Raw genomic sequence first — 16,321 nt, 5'->3', positions numbered from 1 at the left:
CGCTCGGCAATTACGCCCTCAGACCCAGCGGATTCGTCATCGGGCGAGAGGTGCGACGGCCATCGTTGTCCACTCATAGGCGCGGTGTTCTCGACGCAGCGCGATCAGCGTTGCCTGTCGGATGGTCACCCGGGCAGGTGACCGGTGGCGGAGGGTGGTGAGACGCGCGCAAATGGGCTCGGTCGGTGCTTGCGAACCGCTGTAAGCGACCGTTACATGAGGCCGGAACCCTTCGGCGGCCTCCGGCACGGCCGGCCAGACTGCGCTGATTGCATCACGAATGGTGGCGCGCAGGTGCTCGACGCGGTCCCAGGGGCGAACAAGCAAGCCGATCCCTTCCGCGTCGGGGTCGACTGGACCGAGCGACAGCTCCAGCGGCGGCAAGCCGGCACAGCGTCGCCGGGTCTCAGCGACGATCGCTTCGACGTCGCTGTCGGTGACCTCGTCGGTGAAGCCGAGACCCTGCATGGTCAGATGCAGCCCGTCGAGCGGCACCAAATCGAGCCCAGGCAGAGCGAGCTGGCTTTGCAGGTCGGCGACAAGGCGATGAAGTTCAAGTTGGTGTTCGAAGGTGAGGTGCCAGGTGTAAAACTGGCGGTCGGCTCGCCAGCCTGGACGCCAGTACCAGTGGTTGGTGAGTTGCGGCAGGTCCTGGTAGTCGGTCCAGCGCTGATGCAGGTTAGCCAGTTCCCGGCTGCTCATGACAGCGATGGTAGAGCGGGTCGTACGGTGGTATCGATTTGCGTGCGGTCGGCCAGCAGGTCGGCGACGTGCCGTAGTTGCGGCTGGCGAGCGAAGGGATGAGCGGCGGCGAGGAACTGCCGGGCGCGTTGGTGAACTGATTCGAAGCGCTGGTCCGCAGTGAGGGCGAGCGCTTCCATCGCCAGCGTGGCTGCCTGCTCGGGGTCGGGATGATCGGCATGCAGGTGAGCGGTGGCCAAGTCCAGGCGGCTGAGTGCTCGCGGACCGGCCAACCCCGCGGTGTCGAACGCGTCGATTGCGACGGTCAGATGGTTTGTGACGCCTGCGGTACGGCCGAGCGCTAGGTAAGCGGTCGCCGCGTTGGCCGCAGTTCTTGCCGGGCAGTACGGGCCGAGGGCGAGGCTCGCGCTGACCGGTGAGTCAGCCGGGTAGTCGGACAGCATGGTGAACGCATCATCGACAGCACGGTCTACCCCGTACCGGTCGCCGAGATGGGCGAGGGCCCGCGCCAGACCGTTGATCGTGAGGCGGATACGGTGCCCGCTGGTGTCGCCACGACGCAGGCCATCCTGGGCGTAAGCCAGGGCGTCATGGTAATCACCGGCGTAGAAGGCAACCAGGCTCTGCGTGGCACGCGCCCAGGCTTGGACGTCGGGCTGCTCGGCAGCTTCGGCCAGGTCGAACGCTTCGGCGGCGTAGGCGTGCGCCAAACCGAACGCGCCGAGGTCAAGGGCGAGCGCGCCAAGAAGCCCAGACAGGTGAGCGGCGGCGGCGTAGAGACGTGCCCGTTGTGGCGGATGCTGCCGGCCGGCCATGAGCTGGTCAACGTAGGCGCGCAGCGGTCGTAGACGCCCTACGAGAATCGCAGGGGTGAGGCGCTCGTTGTCGGCGATCGCCTCCCGAAGCTCGTTCTCCAAATACGTCAGGCGGACGTTGTCATCGATGGAAGACCTCAGCGCCAGCCGGCGGGCTTCGATGCTGCCCGCACCTTCCCACAGCACAGCGGCGCTATCCACTCCAGGGAAGGACTGCCCAACTTCCATCGGCGCCGTAGGCCCCGATGCGGTCTTGAGCTCCCGGAGCGCCGATGAGCGGCGTCGTCGTTGGTCCAGCTCCGCGATCCGGTCGTACTCACTGACCAGGACGCCACCGGCCTGCAGCACATTGTCGCAGCGCGCCCAGAAGGCGCGGTCCGGGTGCTGGTGGCCGGTCTCGGTGTTCGCCACCGAACTGCGCCCGTACTGTACGAGTCGAGCCAGTTCATGCTGGGTGTGACCGGCAGCCTTGCGTAGCTGGGCGAGCCGACGGCCGAGAGCGTGGCAGGCGTTCTTGCTCTCGTCGCTGTTAGAAAACAGATCCAACCCTAAAACCTCCATACACCACCGTCACGGTCCGTGCCGACGGTAGTCGCCGCTTGTGACACGCCGGTCGGCTGAGTAGTGCCGACCAGCGACATCACCGGTGGGCGCTACGGGACCGACATCAGTGCCAGGTGTTCATTATCGGGAGCGGGGGCGGTTACGGTCCGATGGCGTTGTCAAAGTTTTGTCAGAGTTGTGGGGTCCACCGACAATGTCTCGAGGGCTGTCCATGATCGGCGGCGGTTCAAGTCGACCATCCTGGACCACTTTGACCTCATCGCCCGTGCTGCCGTATCAGTCGAGATTTAGGAGCGGATCCGAGGTTCTTCGCAGCAGCCTGGGCATGCCGATCTGTTCGGGCACCGCCGCCAGCGACAACCCCCTACCGGCTGCGGTCCGAAGCAGCGCTGGCCAGCCTCTGCGGTGCCGCACCCACCCCCGCCAGCTCAGAACGGGTGTACCGCCACCGCCTGCACCGAGGCGGCGACCGCGGCGCAACCACGCCCTGCACACCATCGCCTTGTGCCGCCTGCGCTCACAGGGGCCAGCCGACGTTGCGAGAGACTGCCACGAGCCAGATGCAGCCCGAGATCCGCAGTCCCCAAGCTGCCAGTCCCTAACGCCAGCTGATCCCAGCACGATGCCAGCCACGATCGACTGGGTGCCGGCAACGAGCCAGAGGGGAGGCGAGGCGGCCGACAGCGGTTGTGGGACGCTCCTACGGATCATAGGTCGTAAGCATGTCCCGCCTCCGCCCTCAAAGGGCGAGCCCACGGCCGCTGAATTGGCGACGAACGGGGGTGGTATCACGCGAAACGCGAGCCACCCCGGCGGCCAGGGAGACCCGCGAACCACCAGACCGTTGCAGTGGCGCGGCGCGCCGTAGGTGGCACCGGACATAGCTTCGCTAATATGGGTTTCGGTTACGTCGTGCGTGGCCTGGGTCGGGCGTGTCCGTTCGAGTCGGCTTGATCGCGATGTGTGTGACGATGTGTGGAACTCTTACGAGGGCACTCCTGGGACAACCGGATGAGTTCAGGTCTCAGAGGTCAGGGAAGTACACTGGGAGGAGGGGTGGACGCATGGCTCGTGTTGTGCAAGTAGTTCGGGCTTTGCCGAGACCGCTACCACCATCGGCATCGCGGTGACAGGAGGGTTCCTGGCCCAGACCAGGCACGACGAACCCGCCGAAGAACTCTGGCTCGACCCCTGATCCTCAACACGGGGTTCATGCGGTGGGGTCACCGTAGCTGGAGCTGGCCGGGTGTTCATCAGTGCAGCTAGCGGCCGGCGTCGGCTTGGAGACCCCGTTCCATTAGGGCAACTCGGCAGGCCCCAATAAGGCGCCCGCACCGGGCCGGTCCTGCACCGACATCATAGTGACCCTTATCGGCCGTGGACTCGGGGCTGGCTCCACCGGCGGGCTGCGGCAGGCTGCGATGCATGCGGGCAAGCAGTCAGTCAACCAATCGAATATCAGGTGAGCTGACGGTATTCAAGCTCGGCCAGACAATCTGGTCCTTGCATTTATCTAGGGTCTGAGGGCGTAGTTAGGAGCCGATCCTGACTATCCGAGGGCCGCCGGATTTCGGTGTGTGGATAACGGCTGTGCGGGGGACGCGGATCGTCAGGTCCGTTCTGTCGGTCATCGCCGATAGGTCGACGCCCTCGGCGAAGTTGCCGGACACGATGACGTCACGGAGCGACCGGAGCTTGCGCAGATCCGCGAAGTTTGTCGTCTCGGCGGTGCACCATATGGTTTCAAGGTGGGGCAGGTGTGCCAGCGTCGCGAGGTTATCGGCCTGAGAGGTCTGCAGGTCGAGGAACCTCAGTTGCTCCAAGCCCGCAAGCTGGGCAAGGTCGAGAATTTCGAACTCGCGCAGACTCAGCTCGCGTAGATGGTCTGCCCAGCGTGTGAGCTGGTGAAGATCATCGCCGACTTGGCACCCAGTGATGCCGATATGTTTCGGTGCGTCGAGGAAGTAGAGCGGGCTGAGATCCGTCAGGTCTTCGATGTGCCCGATGCCCAATAGCTCTAGGTGTGTGAGGGGAGCGAGAGCTGCCAAGGCATCGACTGTGTCGAGGTAGTCGAGTCGGAGCTTGCGGAGTCGTTGGCACCGAGTGAGCGCGGCTGTGTTGCTGACCCGGCCACTCCATAGGCGCAGGACCTCGAGCGACGTTGCCGCAGGCAGGGGGGACAGGTCACGCGGCGGTTGCTCGGGGCTACGCCACCCGAAGATGTCGAATTCCACGAGGCCTGTGCCGGCCAGCGGTGTGAGATCGGCGATGGAGCCGTCCTGGGTGCTAAGGGCCGCCAGTCGGGGGAGTCCCGACATGAAGCTAAGGCCGACGGAACTCTGACGATACGAGCAGTGGAGCGACGTCAGGTTAGACAAGCGGTGCAGAGTTGGAGCTTGATCTGGGTCGTCAATCTCAAGATAGCCGTTCCTCAACGGCAGGTCAGCCAAGACCTTCTGCGCGTATTCGTCGGCATCGAAGCGGCGCCATGCACGCAAGAGTTCGCGACGCACTACTTTGCGGGTGTCGTGACTGAAACGGGCGAGGAGAGCAAGGCCGGCGGGGTCGGCGATCTCTGCTGTGGCGCGAATAGTGGCAGCGGCTTCGTCTGCGCTCTTGGGCTGCGACTGTGCCAACAGGTCGAGGGTGAACGTGCCAGTACGGGATAGGAGCCGTGCTGCGGCCATGGTTTTGGGCGGTAGCAGGTCGGCAGTAACCTGCTTCAGGCTCTGCCGAAGGCGCGGGGGAAGCTCGGGCGAGGTTTCCAGACAAGCTACGGCGACAAGCCGCAGAGCATGCCTGGTCACGGATGACTGCTCGCTGTCGCTGCGATCCAGGAGTCCCTGGAGCAGTTCGGTGCGTTGGGCGACGGACGCGTGACCTGCCGCCATGACGACGACTTCACTCCAAAAGTCGGTGTAGGCGTGGGAGACGAGGGCGCCGATGTCGTCGGTGGCAACGGCTTCGGCAGCGGCGAGGTACTCCTGGAATGAGCGGTGCACGAAGTCTGTCTCGCCCTCGACGGCTTCACGGAGCAGTCCGGTGCGCTCGAGCAGCAGCCGGTAGACCTCGTCTGCTGTTGATCGTATCTGGGTCATCGATTGGAGCTTGGTGGCGATGTGCGAACGGATGCGCTCGGCCGGCGCCGATGAACGATCGTTACGGATTAGCCAGTACGCGATGTCGCGTAACAGGAGGGTCTTGTCCGTCCGGCTGAGGCCCGACGCGTCAAGGCGACGTTCGCTATCGCGCCGCTCCAGCAACATGTGCAGAGCTACTTCGTAGATTTCCATGCGGCTGCGGGGCAGGTCCCCGCGGCGATCTCGATGCAGAGCGCACAGCAGGGCGCAAAGCAACGGGTATGACGCCATCTGCCGAAGGTGACGTTGCTGGGTCAGAGAGCCGGCGAACCGCTCCTCGTAGTAGGTCAGCTCGGCATGGTCATCTCGACCGGTGCTCTGATGCCGCATTGCCTCATGCCAGCGCGCGATGAAGACGGCTATGTCGGTACGACTCATCGGCTCAAGCTCGGCGACGTCAAAGGCCTCCCGCCCGAGCCACTCGGCTGGGGTAGCGGCTGGTCGCGAAGTGATGACGAACCGGGCAAGCGGGAAGGCCGCGACGAGGTCTCGCAGCCAGCGACGGGCCTCCAGACGGCGATTCTCGGCCAACTCATCAACGCCATCGATGAGCACGACGGCGCGCCCGGACCGGAGCTGGTCATGTACCCAGCCGGGCGGTTTCTCTGCGGAGATGTGCCGGCCCACTTCTGAGAGGAAGTCCTCGGGCGCGGGCAGGTCGACGCTGGTATGCCGGCGCAGCGGCACGAAGAAGGGAACGCAGTCGTTCCAGTCGCGTAGCTGTTTTGCGAAGGTCCTCCGGGCACAGTTCACTGCAATCCATTGCAGCAACGTCGTCTTGCCCAGTCCTGCTTGTCCACGAACGAACAGACGTCGGCTGGCGGCCAGGACGTCGTCGACGCGAGCCGTGGCAGTGCCGGCTGGCCCCAGTCTTCCGAGCGTGAGTACCCGTTCTTCAGCGGTGCTCTCTAGCCGAAATTCGCCGCTCACGCTCAGGTTGAGGTAGGCGACGGAGAGAGGATAGTGACGGCTTGATTCGCTGACGGTGGCGCCGTAGAACTCGATGGTGTCCATGCGGTTCGCCACGAGTTGTCGGTAGTCCCGCTCGAAGTCGGAGATGCCTCGACGAGCCGGCAGCCGTTTCAGTACTTCACGAACGTCCTCGAGCACCTGCCGTTCGCGGCGGAGCAGCTCCGCGATCGCCGCAGAGCTCGCCCCCATGGGCAGCGCGTGAATCATCTCGATGATGTAGGCGCTGCACTCCCGCAGCAGCAAGTCGTAGAGCGCGGTGCCGGCGGCGGATAGACCTGCTCGCACGACTCGTTCTTCATCACAGCGACGCAGGTGCCGGTCGAGGAAAGCCGCGTCCAGGTCCTGAGCGAACAAGTCCTCATGAGTCAGCGCCGCGGAATTGAACGTCACCCTCACCGCGTCGATGGCTGCAAGAATCTCGTTTTCCGCGAGATCTCTGTACTCGTGCTGGATCAGTGGCTCGACCTGGTCAGCCACCAGCTCAGCAGCCTGCTCCCAGATGCGCCGAAACTGACGCTGCTCCCGCGAGCTCGCATACCGGCCACTAGCAACATCAACGGCACCGGCAGCGATCCCCGCGAGCAGCTTGTGATCACCAAGCCACATCTCACACGCTGTCTTCGCCACTGCGGTTCCCAATGCGACCGCAGCCGCTTCCAGCCCCGACACAGGCACCGGCCTCCGAGGTTGTCGACAGTGTTACCGAGCGTGCCACAGGCGAACACGCAACGGAAGCATAGAAAGTTGAGCTCTTGGCGACGGCCGTCGAGCTGTTCGATTCCGTCGTTGTGTCGACGGCGCTGGCGATGATGCACGGTGTCGTTCAGATCGTCCAGCCTGACGGCGCCCCCCACGTCCCCGCAACAGGCGGCCGGCGAGGCTCCATTGGAGACCCGGCTTGTGCCCGCACGCCAGCCGCTGAGCGCATAATGTTTCCCGGCCGCTTCCTCACCGCTTCACAAAGGCGTCCTTCGATGGCCACGATGGTCAGAGACGGTTGCCGTCCACTAGTGCCGAGGAGGCCCCTATGCGGGTAAACCGAGTCTCTGCCCGTCTTCCACACGTCGCGCGCTATGCCGCTGCGGTCGTCCTCGCCGCCGTCGCCGCCCTGGTCGGCGTCAGCGCACTGCCCGCGTCCGCCGCACCGCCCGGGATCCCGTCGAAGGCGACGGCGCAGTCGCAGCTCAACGCCCTGACCGTGGCGAGCCAGGGCTCGACCAGCGGCTACTCGCGCGACCTGTTCCCGCACTGGGTCACGATCAGTGGTAGCTGCAACACCCGCGAGCAGGTCCTCAAGCGTGACGGCGCCTCCGTCGTCGTTGACAGCTCCTGTGCGGCTACCTCCGGTCGCTGGTACAGCCCGTACGACGGCGCCACGTGGACGGCCGCCGCCGACGTCGACATCGACCACGTCGTCCCCCTCGCCGAGGCATGGCGCTCCGGCGCCAACTCCTGGACGACCAGCCGCCGACAGAGCTTCGCCAACGACCTCACCCGCCCTCAGCTGATCGCGGTAACGGACAACGTCAACCAGTCCAAGGGCGACCAGGACCCCTCCACCTGGCAGCCGCCCCTGTCGTCGTACCGGTGCACCTACAGCAAAATGTGGATCACCGTGAAGTACAGCTGGGGCCTGACCCTGCAGTCGTCGGAGAAGTCCGCCCTGCAGAGCATGCTCAACACCTGTAGCTCCTGAGCGCGACCCGGCTGACGGTCCGCGCCTCGAGGCGCAGACCGTCAGCCGGTTGCTAGGTCTGCTGTGGCGGCTGGCTGTCGCCGGACTGCTTGCGCCATTGCCCACCCGCATCGGCGGCGAGCAGCCGCTTAACCAGGGCGAGAGCCTCGTCCTCGGTGTCGAACTCCCACCGCAGCACCCGACCGGTCTCGCTGTCGCCGGCGCGGGCGGTGACCTTCCACCGGACCTCGCGGACGAGCCACACATCCCGGCGGCCCAGGCGACCCCAGATCCCGTTCCACCAGCGCGCCGCCACATCCTCCACCACCGAATCGTACAAGCGTTCGATCAGCGGATGATGTTGGGTGGCAGTGCGGACCTCTCGGCAGGTGTCGTTCTTTGGGCGGAACGCGGGCCGCTCCGGCTCCGGTCGGTCGGCGGCCCATGACGACATCACTGGTCCTGGGAGACAGGGCCCTCGTACAGGAAGGTTGGCGGGTCGACCTCATCGGCGCAGCGGAGGTAGCGGTGCGGCACCGGCGGGCTGGGACGATCGCGGGCACCGAGGTAGGCGCCGCTCTGCGGCAGGACGATGGCCTGCGGAAGGGACCCGTCGTCGTCCACCTCAATGTGGGTGATGCGGCCGTCGGCAGGTCCACCGAGCAGCCATGCCTCGACCGCGGGCATCAGCGACTCACCGTCAGTGTGGCGGCGGCTGTCAGCAGCCCGGCGACGGCGGCGACGAGAGCGGCCGCAGCGCCGATGAGGCCGGTGACGCCGACAAGGTGTTCCAGTGACGTTGGTCTGTCCGTGCGCCGTGATCGGCTGCGTCCACCCCGGGTCATGGCAGCACTCCTTCGTTGCTGGATGGGACGTGGCATCGTCCCCGCCCAGCTACTCCAGCAGGGGTAGTCCGGCAGATCAAAGCCTGATCCGCGAAGCTGTGGACAACTCATGGGCCTGTGGATAGCCGGATGATTAGTGCGATCGTCTGAGATCATGTCCCGCTCGTCGCCGGCCGCTGGCTCAGGCAAGAGCGCCTCGCCGACATACCACCGGCGCCTGAGCCCACCCCCTCCGCGCCGCAGGCGCCCACCGCGTCGGTGACGGACACGCCTCGCGACGACCGGCAGGAGCCGAAACCAGAGCCAGAGAAGAACCCTGCGCCGGCCCTGAGCGGCCACCAGCAGAGTGCCAAGACCAGCGACGCCGGCCCGCCTGAAGCTCAGTCGTCGGACGACCCGGCCGATGCGAGACCGGGAGACAGGACCGTGGACGACAAGGACATCCTCGGCGCGATCTCTAACGAGGAGACGGACGACGGCGATCAGAATGCTGCCGCCGACGACGCCAACGACGACGAGGACTCGGAGGTGCCCCGGGGAACCGCGCATGCAGTGGCGTACTGGCTGCGCAAGGAGCCGAACCTGGACCCTGAATTGCTCGCCGAGAGGATCGGCAAGTCACTGCGATCGGTCTACCGATACCTGCCGCCGGACTACCCCCGCCGACCGGGGATCGCCAGGCGACTGACCCGACGCCAGCCCGGTCCCGCTTGAGGGGCGAGCCACAGCGAGTGTTGAGGATGGCGGAAACGAGGTAAGCGACAGGCGACGGATTTTGCTGCTGTTCAGCGGTATCAGGCCTGCCGTCGGCGTACCGCTTCCGTGCAGAGACAGATACGGCTTGACGTACAAGGCTTCACCGGGGCAGGCGACCTTGGTGGTCGGCTGCCCTGACGGTTGTGCGACTGACCAGCATGCCCGATCGATGATGCTGCGTGACGGGCGTCCAGTCGACATCTCTACGCGGCATCCGCTTTTGCCGATAAGCGGATGTTCGCGGCGGCCGCGATGATCAAAGATGTTGGCCATGAGCCACGAGCACCACACCTTTCATAACCCTCCGTCGGCAACGCCCGCCGATGTGCGGAGGGCTCTCGACCGCAACGACATCGTCGGGGCTTCGGATGCCATGGTCGGATGCGCGTTGTACGGCGACGGCGACTGGAGGGTGTCGCAGGAGCTCTACCTGAACCTGCTCGATCACCATGACCACCAGGTGCAGGCGCTTGCAGCCACTTGCCTCGGGCACCTCGCGAGGGTCTACGGTCAACTTGACGAAGATCGTGTAGTCCCCGCACTCCGCCACGTGCGCGCCAGGCCTCACGTCAGGGGGACTGCCGGCAACGCCCTAGAGGACATAGAGGTCTTCTTGCATCCTCGGCGTGGGCACCTGTGGCGACTGATACGACCGTGGACCTGGTTCTAACGCAGTTTGGCGCGCAAAAAGTCTTCAGTGGTCACGGACCCGGATGCAGGCGGGACGTCCACGTTCACTGATCTGCCGCGATCCGCGCGTATAGGCGACGACCTCGGCGCCCTTGACCCGGAGATGCTCGAGGCCCTACTCAGGCCAGGCAACGCCCCGCATGTCCGGTTCGCCGGCTACCGGCTGCTGACCTCGGCGGACGCATGGCAGCGACTGGCCACGAATCTACGGTTGATCGATGATCCCGACGCCCGGTTGTGCGCCGGTGCGCGGGCGGACATCAGCGTGTGACTCAATCGGCAGGCGGCCACGACCTATCACGGGCCATCCCGGAATCTCGCCGCCGAACTCGACACGCTGATCGAACGTGCCCGCCCGATCCTCGACGAGGACAAGGTCCGGCTGCTGCGGTCCCATGCCGGCCTGCCCCATCAGGCGGCGCTATGACCGGCAACGACATACCTCGCCCGCTCAACGACATCGAGCGGGACGTCATCGCGCGGCTGCTGTCCGTGCCGTTCCCTGGGCGCGACGAGTTGCGTGCGCAGTTGCCGTTCGCCGCAGTCGAGGGTCGGCGCGGGTGCGGCTGTGTCACCGTCAACCTTGCCGTGGACCGTGCCGCAGCGTCGGCTCCGGTGTTGTCCGGTGCACCAGTCTCGGCTGACATCAACGACGACGAGTCCTACGCCGGCATCGTGTTACACGTCGATGGTGAGGGCTATCTGTGCTGCCTGGAGGTCTACGCCATTGGTGACGAACCCGTTCGGCGGCTCCCGCCCGTCGAGCGGATCAACGCCCGTCCGCAGAGGTAAGCCTCAGCCTTCAGATGGACGGACGGCGCAGCAGCCGGACCAGGATTAACCGCACGGTCTTGGGCTCATGTCGGACCAGCGACGGCCGGCCCGGTATCTGGGTGAGCCCAGTGAGGCTCTCGGATTTGAGTCGTCGGCGTGTCGTGGCACCCAACTCTGGTTGGGGGATTCAGGCCGCGCTCCGCGGCGGTGTGTCGCGAATCCTCTGTAGCCAGCCCGTAAGTGCGGCGTAGTCAGCATCAGTGAGACCCTGACGGGGATCGACGCGATGAAGTAGGGCGTGTCCTGCGTGATGTGCTGACACCCAGGCTCGGTCGGTGTTCGTGATTTCGTCGTCGACCCAGGCGAAGGGGCGGCCTGCGGCCCAATCAACGAGGATGCGGGTTTTCCAGTGCAGCCCGTTCCGCTCGTCCTGCTCGTCGGTGTCGGTCGGCTCCGGCCAGATCACCACCGCCAGCTGCGGCAGACCGATCCGTGGCGCGATGGTCTCGTTGGCGTCGTCCATCCATGTCGTGGCCCAGACCAGATCGCACCGTAGCGCCGTCAACCGAGGTCCGTGTTGGGGATTGATCCTGCCCAGAAGCGGATTTGAGCTGGTCTCTCGTGGTCTAGTGGCCGTCTCGCAAGTGGGGTATTGCTGCGGTGTCCCACCGAACGGAATGAGGGGTCCGTCAACATCGAGGAAGAGCAGCGGACGCTCTGCAGAGCCGGTCACGGCAGCACGATATCGGTTCATCCTGGCCGGCCCGAAGCACTATCGTGCCGGCGTGATCAAGGGTGATGGTGGTCGACTGGGCATGGAGGCGGCGCGTCGACTCGCGCAGATCGGGCGTTGTGAGATCGCGCCGGGCCTGACGGATGAGGAGTTCGATCGCATTGAGAGGACGTACGGCTTTGAGTTCGCCGATGACCATCGCGCGTTTCTTGCGGCGGGGCTGCCGCTGAACGTGCCGTTCGAGCCGGAGGAGGGCGTGTCCTATGCGTGGGAGAGGCCTTGGCCGGACTGGCGCAACGGTGACCCCGGTGCCAATCGTGAGCGCTTGGAGTGGCCTGTGGATGGGGTGCTCTTCGATGTGGAACACAACTCGGTGTGGCCGGACACCTGGGGCGATCGGCCGGCTGGCCGCGATGAGGCGTTGGAGACCGCGCGGCTCAAGCTGGCGCAGGCACCACGGCTGCTACCCGTCTACGGACATCGGTTCCTGCCCGCCGGGCGTGGAACCGTCGGGCATCCAATCCTCTCGATTGTGGAGACCGACATCATCTACTACGGCATGGACCTGGTCGACTACATCCATCAGGAGTTCGGCGGGCCGGGTATGGACAGGACAGATCAGCGCTGGAACCCGAAGGCGACGGTGGCGTTCTGGCGGGACTTCCTCTGATCCGTCCGGCAGGCCGGAGCAACCTCGACCAATGCCGCCGTCGTAGCCCTTCCGGTGTTTAACTGACCGCGCGCCAACTGTCGAGGCTCCCGACTGCTCGGCCAACGGGACGTGCTCGTACTGGAGAGGGCCCGTAGGGCCGATCGCAGGCCTCCAACCCGACCTGCGGGCAAGGACAGCCGTCAGTAACGGCCTGTCGCAGGCCCATTCCACCGCATCCACCCCTCCGGGCCTCGCTCCGGGTGAGCGTTAAACCTCCTGGAGATCGCTGGGCGGCTCGACACGCCAGTCGTGCGATCAGCAGATCCACGGAACGCTACGCCCCGATGGCGGTCACCTGCTCAGCCGGGTTAGGTCAGCAGGGGTCCGGGAGTCATCGTCACCGTCGCCGCAGGAAGGCGTAGACGATCTTGTTGGAGGCGAATTCTGAGATGTTGACGAGGTCCCAGCCGAACTGGCCGAGGACCTCGGCGGCAGCGACCGCCTCGCTGACCTTGTCGCCGCTGACGCCGTGATGGGAGACCACGGCCAAGAGACGATAGGGGTACGTCCGAAGATCGGCTTGGCCCTGTAGGACCGCCCGGGCGGTGACCATGCGGGTCCGGGCGATGTGCTCCGGGGTCTCTGCGGCGGTCATACCCGGCACCATAGTGGCTCGTCGCTCGGGCAGTCTGCCAAGCTCGCAGCCGGTATGTTCGAGACGTGTCTGCGTCGGCCGGTGTTTCTCGTCTTGTCGTGGCGCTCGTTGCGGTGCTCGCTGCTGCCGCCTGTGATGGTGCCTCGGCTCCTGCCGGTGCGCCGACCGCCGGGCCGGCCACGAGCTCCGCTGCCTCCACCGCGCCTACCGCCTCGGCCGGCCCCAGCTATCGCGCTCAGGATCTGGAGTTGTGCAAGCGTACTGATCTTCGGCCGTTGGCGGAGCTGTCCCTGACGGTGGCCCGTACCGATCCGAAGCCGCCGCTGGGGCAGCCGGGTGCGTCGTGTCTGTTCGAGATGCGGACGAAGGACGGGTATCAGGCGAATCTGCGGGTGGAGGCGTCCACGCCCGTCAGTGAGCAGGAGGCTCGGCTGCTCTACCGGGCCACGGCGCAGGTGACGGTGATGACTCCAGCCGGCGCCATCACCGGCGTGGGCGACGAAGCGGAGGCCTTCACCAGGCGTTCCGAGCCCGGCTTCAAGTACGCCGAGTACATGGTCCGCGCGCGCACGGGCAACCTGGTGGTGAAGGTCTGGCTGGCCGTCGGCGGAACCTCGTACGCCGCCACCGAAACACTCGTGTCGAAGGCGCTGACGTTGCTCAAGGCGACCCAGGCGGCCGTACCCACGGTGTGATGCCCCCGTCGGTCATCCCCGGACGGCCTCCGGCCACCGCCCCCCGGGCAGCTTCGAGTGGTCGCCGACCTGCGTGGCGATGTCCCGGATGTTGCCCAGTGCGTCGACGAAGCGCTGGCCAATGGTGAGCAGAACGTCCAGGCCGGCGGTGACCAGGTCCCCGACCGACTCGGCGAGGGTGGAGATGGCCCACGGTAGGTCGATGACGGTCACCCCTTCACTCGCCGCCTGCGCCAGCTTGCCGACCAGGCCCGTGACGATCTTCGCGAGTTCGACGGCGTAGTCGACATTCGCCTTGGCAATCGTGAACAGCCACTGGCTGATGAACTCCGACTTGACGACGGACTCGTCGACTGCGGCCTTCTGCTTGAGCGCCTTGGCGTTGTAAGCACTCGCGGCGTCGCCGGTCCACTTGGGCAGGTTCTCGTTCGCCGGGTCGGTGGTGGCGGAAGAGAGCTCGGAGACCGGGGTCTTCACGTCGTTGACCCAGCGGAAGCTGACGTGGATCAGCGAGAGCACCGGCAGTTGATGCTCCAGGGCCTGCTCGACGCGGTCGAGGACGACGTTCAGTGCCGTTTTGGTGCTGTCCAGGCTGTGTTTGATCCACAAGAGTGCTGCCGGTCCGAGGAGCCACTTCCACTGCTGTACCTGCTCGACGATCTCATTGAACTTGGCGATCGCTGTGTCGATGCCGGAGCGGATGTGGTCGAACGCCTTGTTGAACGGTTCCCCGTACTCAAGATCAGTGGTCCCTGGCTGCATGGGGTGCTCCGTGCCCTCTCCGAACGTCGCGCGGTGGGTCGCTAGGCCCTGAAGATTTCGTTGAGGTCCAGTGAGATGACCTCGTCGGCCCGGTCGTACTCGTCGGCGATGCGACGCAGGGCCTCGCCGACCTGTTCGAATTCGGTTACCGCTCCACTCAAGATGGCGACCATGAAGTTGTGGAAGTCGTTGTATGCCAGCGAGTGGATGAGGACGTTCGCGTCACCGATGAAGAAGGCCGACGGGTCGAGATGCAGCTGCTCCGCAGCGACCTTGATGGCGGCGACCCGGTCCGACAGCGTCAGCCACTTACCTCCCTCATCGCGCAGCGAATCGGTGATGACGTTCAGGTCAGCCATCTCACTACCTCACGAATCCAGTCCGTCCGGCGCTGGCCAGCTCGAACGCGCGGAAGAGGGAACGGGCCTCGAACTGCAACTGACGCGCGTCTGCCCGTGCGATCCGCCGGACGTCGCCGGTGATGCCGATGATGCCGCCTCCGCGGATGCGCAATGTCAGGCAGCCGTTTGGGCTCGACATGCTCGACTCGTCCGCCCGCGTGGTCAGCCGCGCCGCAGCGTCCAAATCCGCGTCGAGGTCGGCCAGTGTTCGCCAGGTATCGCGCAGCCACGTGTACTCGTCGACGTCCCGATCCGGGCTCCTGTCGAGCGGCTCCTGATCCGACGCTGCAGGATCTCTCTCCTGCGTCTGCAGATGAAGGAGCGCCGCCGATTCGAGGGCAGCCTGCACGGCGGCGGCGTACGCCTCGAAGAGCGCATCGGCGAACCCGCTGGGCCCGAGGCGGCTGCGCCAGTCCCAAGCGATCGTGACAGCCGAGACCTCCCGTTGGGTGCCGACCACCACGCGGACGGAGCCGGTGCGGTCCGTCCCGGAGCAGTCCTCGGGTCGCAGCTCACGTCCCGTCTCGCGCAGCGCACGATCGGCCTGCTCGCGTAAGACGGAATCGTCGCCCAGGAAGTCCAGACTCGCCAGCTTGAGGCGTTCATGCCTGCTGCCCTGCCGCATTCGCCCCCCGGCTTCCTGCTCGGTCAACGCTTTCCGTGCCGCGCCCGCCACGGCGAGGTAGGACCACGGTACGTGAATGACCAAGATCCGGGGGACCCCGGGCGCTGGGCTGGACGTCTCGCTACGGCCAGGACATTGTCGCGGCAGAGGTCCCCTCCGGGGACCGCGCATGTTGCTCGACGTGGCGCGATGCCTGCGGGGTCAACTCATCCAGCACTCCGGGGCAGGCCGACGCAACGTCGGCGACGACCTCGCTGGGGCACGTTTAGCGTCGAGAGCGCGCCCATCGGAAGAACCGCCCGACTACACCAGCATGCGCGGTGCCGGAACCAGGACGTCGATGACCTGCCCGTACGGGTCGACCACCCGGTACACGTAGCGCAGTAGACGGCGCTCGGCCGCAGTGCCTTCGGAATCGAGGGCCGTTTCAAACGCCTGAGGGGCTAGCGCGAAAACCTCATCGGCGAGCATCGGCCGAGGGTCGTCCCCGCTTCACGTCAGCCGAAATCAGCTCTTGTAGGACGTCCAGTGGCTGATTGGCATGGCCACCATCCTGACCGAGGCCGGGCCAGCTTGCTCTGTGCGCGACAGAAGCAGCGCACCGCGCCCTGACCGATGGCGATCTCCGGGTTCGCGGGGAGCAGGGCTTCTTGAGCTGGGCTCTGGATATCGCCACTGCCGGCCTTCTTCGCTCCGGCTCGGGCGACCGTCCTCCTTCGAGGTCGCCCCGCCTGCGTGCAGATCGGCGGTTGGAAACATGGGGACTGCTGCGGTAGGCGTGCCTACACCTCGAACTTTCGACACCCGAGCGAGCTCTGACCTCCGTGGCGGCTCGTAGTGCTTGGGCGGCGGTGCCGTTCGTTAC

At 65.8% G+C, this 16,321-nt stretch carries 18 protein-coding genes and 1 pseudogene; 7 read left to right on the top strand and 12 right to left on the bottom strand.

The window, feature by feature from the left end; genetic code table 11:
• Positions 1-36: 36 nt before the first annotated feature.
• Both QSK15_RS22390 and QSK15_RS22385 read right to left on the bottom strand, forming a co-directional pair.
• Positions 37-702 (bottom strand): 2'-5' RNA ligase family protein, encoded by a 666-nt coding sequence (locus tag QSK15_RS22390; protein ID WP_285796121.1) that lies wholly within the window; start codon positions 700-702, stop codon positions 37-39.
• A complete protein-coding gene (locus QSK15_RS22385) occupies positions 699-2,078 on the bottom strand; it encodes a helix-turn-helix domain-containing protein (protein WP_502889637.1) in 1,380 nt (459 codons plus the stop codon). Before QSK15_RS22385 ends, QSK15_RS22390 begins: the two co-directional genes overlap by 4 nt.
• Positions 2,079-2,449: 371 nt before the next feature.
• On the opposite strand from QSK15_RS22385, the pseudogene QSK15_RS22380 reads away from it, so the two are divergent.
• Positions 2,450-2,643 (top strand): annotated as a pseudogene (locus QSK15_RS22380) (transposase); the annotation flags it as partial.
• Between the two features lie 970 nt (positions 2,644-3,613).
• Here QSK15_RS22380 and QSK15_RS22375 read toward each other — a convergent pair.
• Positions 3,614-6,862, bottom strand: coding sequence for an NACHT domain-containing protein (locus QSK15_RS22375; protein WP_502889636.1), 3,249 nt, complete (start codon positions 6,860-6,862; stop codon positions 3,614-3,616).
• Positions 6,863-7,220: 358 nt separating this feature from the next.
• Between QSK15_RS22375 and QSK15_RS22370 the strand changes: the two genes are divergently transcribed.
• A complete protein-coding gene (locus tag QSK15_RS22370; protein WP_285796118.1) occupies positions 7,221-7,889 on the top strand; it encodes an HNH endonuclease family protein in 669 nt (222 codons plus the stop codon).
• 52 nt (positions 7,890-7,941) lie between these two features.
• On the opposite strand, the gene QSK15_RS22365 is transcribed toward QSK15_RS22370, so the two are convergent.
• The 3 genes from QSK15_RS22365 to QSK15_RS22355 all read right to left on the bottom strand — a co-directional run bounded on the left by QSK15_RS22365 (position 7,942) and on the right by QSK15_RS22355 (position 8,713).
• Positions 7,942-8,193, bottom strand: coding sequence for a hypothetical protein (locus tag QSK15_RS22365; protein WP_285796117.1), 252 nt, complete (start codon positions 8,191-8,193; stop codon positions 7,942-7,944).
• A 128-nt stretch (positions 8,194-8,321) separates the two neighbouring features.
• Positions 8,322-8,555, bottom strand: coding sequence for a DUF8847 domain-containing protein (locus QSK15_RS22360; RefSeq protein ID WP_285796116.1), 234 nt, complete (start codon positions 8,553-8,555; stop codon positions 8,322-8,324).
• A complete protein-coding gene (locus QSK15_RS22355; protein WP_285796115.1) occupies positions 8,555-8,713 on the bottom strand; it encodes a hypothetical protein in 159 nt (52 codons plus the stop codon). The genes QSK15_RS22360 and QSK15_RS22355 overlap by 1 nt, the downstream gene beginning before the upstream one ends.
• 426 nt (positions 8,714-9,139) lie before the next feature.
• On the opposite strand from QSK15_RS22355, the gene QSK15_RS22350 reads away from it, so the two are divergent.
• From QSK15_RS22350 to QSK15_RS22340, 3 genes are all read left to right on the top strand, one after another.
• Entirely contained in the window at positions 9,140-9,427 is a 288-nt protein-coding gene (locus tag QSK15_RS22350) for a hypothetical protein (RefSeq protein ID WP_285796114.1), read from the top strand.
• Positions 9,428-10,166: 739 nt separating this feature from the next.
• On the top strand, positions 10,167-10,430 hold the full coding sequence (locus QSK15_RS22345; protein ID WP_285796113.1) for a hypothetical protein: 264 nt from the start codon (positions 10,167-10,169) through the stop codon (positions 10,428-10,430).
• A gap of 152 nt (positions 10,431-10,582) precedes the next feature.
• Complete coding sequence (locus QSK15_RS22340) at positions 10,583-10,951, top strand: hypothetical protein (protein ID WP_285796112.1); 369 nt, start codon at positions 10,583-10,585, stop codon at positions 10,949-10,951.
• A gap of 169 nt (positions 10,952-11,120) precedes the next feature.
• On the opposite strand, the gene QSK15_RS22335 is transcribed toward QSK15_RS22340, so the two are convergent.
• Positions 11,121-11,666, bottom strand: a complete 546-nt coding sequence (locus QSK15_RS22335) for an HAD domain-containing protein (RefSeq protein WP_285796111.1) — start codon at positions 11,664-11,666, stop codon at positions 11,121-11,123.
• A gap of 52 nt (positions 11,667-11,718) precedes the next feature.
• Here QSK15_RS22335 and QSK15_RS22330 point away from each other — a divergent pair, with 52 nt between their 5' ends.
• Positions 11,719-12,336, top strand: coding sequence for a hypothetical protein (locus tag QSK15_RS22330; protein ID WP_502889635.1), 618 nt, complete (start codon positions 11,719-11,721; stop codon positions 12,334-12,336).
• 379 nt (positions 12,337-12,715) lie between these two features.
• Here the strand turns inward: QSK15_RS22330 and QSK15_RS22325 are convergent, their stop codons facing one another.
• Positions 12,716-12,973 (bottom strand): transcriptional regulator, encoded by a 258-nt coding sequence (locus QSK15_RS22325; protein WP_285796110.1) that lies wholly within the window; start codon positions 12,971-12,973, stop codon positions 12,716-12,718.
• A 275-nt stretch (positions 12,974-13,248) separates the two neighbouring features.
• Here QSK15_RS22325 and QSK15_RS22320 point away from each other — a divergent pair, with 275 nt between their 5' ends.
• A complete protein-coding gene (locus QSK15_RS22320; protein ID WP_285796109.1) occupies positions 13,249-13,668 on the top strand; it encodes a hypothetical protein in 420 nt (139 codons plus the stop codon).
• A 12-nt stretch (positions 13,669-13,680) separates the two neighbouring features.
• On the opposite strand, the gene QSK15_RS22315 is transcribed toward QSK15_RS22320, so the two are convergent.
• From QSK15_RS22315 to QSK15_RS22300, 4 genes are all read right to left on the bottom strand, one after another.
• Entirely contained in the window at positions 13,681-14,430 is a 750-nt protein-coding gene (locus QSK15_RS22315; RefSeq protein WP_285796108.1) for a DEAD/DEAH box helicase family protein, read from the bottom strand.
• A 41-nt stretch (positions 14,431-14,471) separates the two neighbouring features.
• Positions 14,472-14,789, bottom strand: coding sequence for a hypothetical protein (locus QSK15_RS22310; RefSeq protein ID WP_285796107.1), 318 nt, complete (start codon positions 14,787-14,789; stop codon positions 14,472-14,474).
• A gap of 4 nt (positions 14,790-14,793) precedes the next feature.
• A complete protein-coding gene (locus QSK15_RS22305; protein WP_285796106.1) occupies positions 14,794-15,483 on the bottom strand; it encodes a hypothetical protein in 690 nt (229 codons plus the stop codon).
• A 276-nt stretch (positions 15,484-15,759) separates the two neighbouring features.
• On the bottom strand, positions 15,760-15,927 hold the full coding sequence (locus tag QSK15_RS22300) for a hypothetical protein (RefSeq protein WP_285796105.1): 168 nt from the start codon (positions 15,925-15,927) through the stop codon (positions 15,760-15,762).
• Positions 15,928-16,321 lie beyond the last annotated feature (394 nt).

The sequence above is a fragment of the Micromonospora sp. NBRC 107095 genome (genome assembly GCF_030269705.1).
Taxonomy (GTDB): domain Bacteria; phylum Actinomycetota; class Actinomycetes; order Mycobacteriales; family Micromonosporaceae; genus Micromonospora; species Micromonospora parva.
This window is presented reverse-complemented; position numbering and strand designations above follow the sequence as displayed.

Coding starts and splice junctions, on each gene's coding strand:
- QSK15_RS22340 (WP_285796112.1), top strand. CDS start 10,583: ATGACCGGCAACGACATACCTCGCCCGCTCAACGACATCGAGCGGGAC.
- QSK15_RS22315 (WP_285796108.1), bottom strand. CDS start 14,430: ATGCAGCCAGGGACCACTGATCTTGAGTACGGGGAACCGTTCAACAAG.
- QSK15_RS22355 (WP_285796115.1), bottom strand. CDS start 8,713: ATGACCCGGGGTGGACGCAGCCGATCACGGCGCACGGACAGACCAACG.
- QSK15_RS22385 (WP_502889637.1), bottom strand. CDS start 2,078: ATGGAGGTTTTAGGGTTGGATCTGTTTTCTAACAGCGACGAGAGCAAG.
- QSK15_RS22370 (WP_285796118.1), top strand. CDS start 7,221: ATGCGGGTAAACCGAGTCTCTGCCCGTCTTCCACACGTCGCGCGCTAT.
- QSK15_RS22325 (WP_285796110.1), bottom strand. CDS start 12,973: ATGACCGCCGCAGAGACCCCGGAGCACATCGCCCGGACCCGCATGGTC.
- QSK15_RS22360 (WP_285796116.1), bottom strand. CDS start 8,555: ATGCCCGCGGTCGAGGCATGGCTGCTCGGTGGACCTGCCGACGGCCGC.
- QSK15_RS22310 (WP_285796107.1), bottom strand. CDS start 14,789: ATGGCTGACCTGAACGTCATCACCGATTCGCTGCGCGATGAGGGAGGT.
- QSK15_RS22300 (WP_285796105.1), bottom strand. CDS start 15,927: ATGCTCGCCGATGAGGTTTTCGCGCTAGCCCCTCAGGCGTTTGAAACG.
- QSK15_RS22390 (WP_285796121.1), bottom strand. CDS start 702: ATGAGCAGCCGGGAACTGGCTAACCTGCATCAGCGCTGGACCGACTAC.